Annotated in this window: 3 protein-coding genes; 2 read left to right on the top strand and 1 reads right to left on the bottom strand. The window is 36.8% G+C overall.

What is annotated here, in order from left to right:
- Together H1P_RS32945 and H1P_RS32940 are read left to right on the top strand one after the other, a co-directional pair.
- The coding region (locus H1P_RS32945) for a dienelactone hydrolase family protein (RefSeq protein ID WP_186376293.1) at positions 1 to 362 on the top strand (362 nt) is incomplete at its 5' end.
- A gap of 483 nt (positions 363 to 845) precedes the next feature.
- Positions 846 to 1778: a bestrophin family protein gene (locus H1P_RS32940; RefSeq protein WP_144875656.1), complete on the top strand. Its 933-nt coding sequence runs from the start codon at positions 846 to 848 to the stop codon at positions 1776 to 1778.
- Positions 1779 to 1873: 95 nt separating this feature from the next.
- On the opposite strand, the gene H1P_RS32935 is transcribed toward H1P_RS32940, so the two are convergent.
- Positions 1874 to 2073: hypothetical protein (locus H1P_RS32935; protein WP_222427362.1), on the bottom strand; the 200-nt coding region annotated here is incomplete at its 5' end.

Here is a 2073-nt window from a genome sequence, read left to right as displayed (position 1 = left end):
GTCTTGGGGGACATTTAGCGTTTCGCGCTGCACTCCAACCAGAAGTAAAAGCAGGAGTATGCTGCTATCCTACAGGAATTGATAACGGTAAACTGGGCAGAGAAAAAGCAGACACCATCGAAAGAGTTAGAGAAATAACAGGAGAAATCTTAACGGTATTTGGCACTCTCGATCCTCATGTTCCCAAGGAAGGTAGACACAAGATTTTACAAGCTTTAGATGATGCAGAAATTAAACATAAGTCCCTAATCTATCAAGCTAATCATACTTTTATGCGGGATGACGGTTATCGATACGATCCTTTGGCTACCGATGCAGCCTGGAGAGAAATTATTGAGTTTTTCGGTCAGATTTTTGACTGAATGGTAATGAGCGATCGCCTCGTAGCCTGCCACTTCGCGATCGCTCTTTTTCAATCTATTGCTGTAACAATTTCTTGAATCAAAACCACTGTGGTTGCGACGTTTTCAAAACGATGGGAAGTATCATCGAACGTAGCCTTGAGAGATTTAACGTATAAATCTAGGGTATCAAAGGGAAGGTTTAGTGGAGAGCGAGCGTCTTTTATAGTATGTTTGTAGTTAAACCCTTTGGACTAATCCAAAGGGTTTAATAGCTAAAAAGACGGGAATATAGCCAGCCTAGAAAGAGGATGTATTACAAAAAGAGAGTGCTTGGAGTGAGATTGGAGTTTTTCAAATAAGCGATCGCGGTTATCAAATATCGAAGAAGAATGAGGTCACAAGAGCGATCGCCTTGACTAAAATATGGGATGGAGAATACCAAAAAGATGATAGACACCATTAATTGAAAGCTAAAATTTGAGAGATTATCAGTAATTTAAAATGAGCGAAAAAATCCCTTTAAGTAAAATTATCGAACCTGAAGAAAAAAGCTGGTTGAAAATTATTTTTTGCTGGCGATCTTCAGTGATTCCTGCAATTATTCCTAGAGTGATTTTTTGCGGATTATTTGGCTTATTAATTTCTCTGATTCACTATTATTACACAGATGTAGGTTTACCAGTTCTCAGTAGTGTTGTTCCTAGTATTGTTTTGGGTTTATTGTTGGTTTTTCGGACTAATACTGCTTACGAACGTTTTTGGGAAGGTCGCAAACTGTGGGGTAGCTTAGTCAATTCAATTCGTAATCTTGCTCGTATGATCTGGGTTTCTGTGACAGAGAATAGTCCAAAAGATCGAGAAGAAAAAAGTAAGACCTTACGCCTTTTAGTGGTCTTTGCTATCACCACAAAATTACATTTAAGGGGGCAGCCAATTAATAGTGAAATTAGAGATTTGATTCCAGAATGTTGGTATGAAAGACTACAAGAAGTTCATAATCCACCTTTACAGGTAGCCTTGTTAATTGGAGAATATCTTCAACAAGAATTCGAGCGCAATTGTATTAATAGCTATCAGTTAACAGCGATGTTAAAATTATTGGATACAATGGTTGATGTTTTGGGTGGATGCGAAAGAATTTTAAAAACTCCGATCCCAGTTGCCTATTCAATTCATCTCAAACAATTGTTATTAATTTATTGTTTAACATTACCATTTCAATTAGTAACTGAATTAGCTTGGTGGACTCCCCCAATAGTAAGTGTAATTAGTTTTACGGTTTTTGGCATAGAGCAAATTGGGATTGAAATTGAAAATCCTTTTGGACTTGATGCTAATGATTTGCCATTAGAAAGTATTTGTCAAACTATCCAAATTAACATTGAAGAATTAATTGATTTTATTCCTCGCCTTAGAGAGCGTAAAATTTTCTGATTAGAAAATTGCGATATTTAATCTTCAAATAATCCAATTTAATTGACTTATTATTCAACTCAGGAATCTCAAACTTAGAATCAAGTACAGAAAAACTACTCATACCTGCCGAGAAAATGCCAGTAGTCGTCAGAAGCTTCATCATCATCTGACCCCCAGCTATGGGTTTCGTCCCAATGTGCGACTCGTTTCAGTCTAACTACAAGTAGTAACATATTTGGAGGAACGCTGAGGATATTTTCAGAACCTGGAAAATATAATAACTCTTGATTCATGTAGGTTAAATTCCTACCGA

It is taken from the genome of Hyella patelloides LEGE 07179, from assembly GCF_900659865.1.
Classification (GTDB): domain Bacteria; phylum Cyanobacteriota; class Cyanobacteriia; order Cyanobacteriales; family Xenococcaceae; genus Hyella; species Hyella patelloides.
The sequence above is the reverse complement of the archived record's forward strand: the minus strand, read 5'-3'. Positions and strand labels throughout refer to the sequence as shown.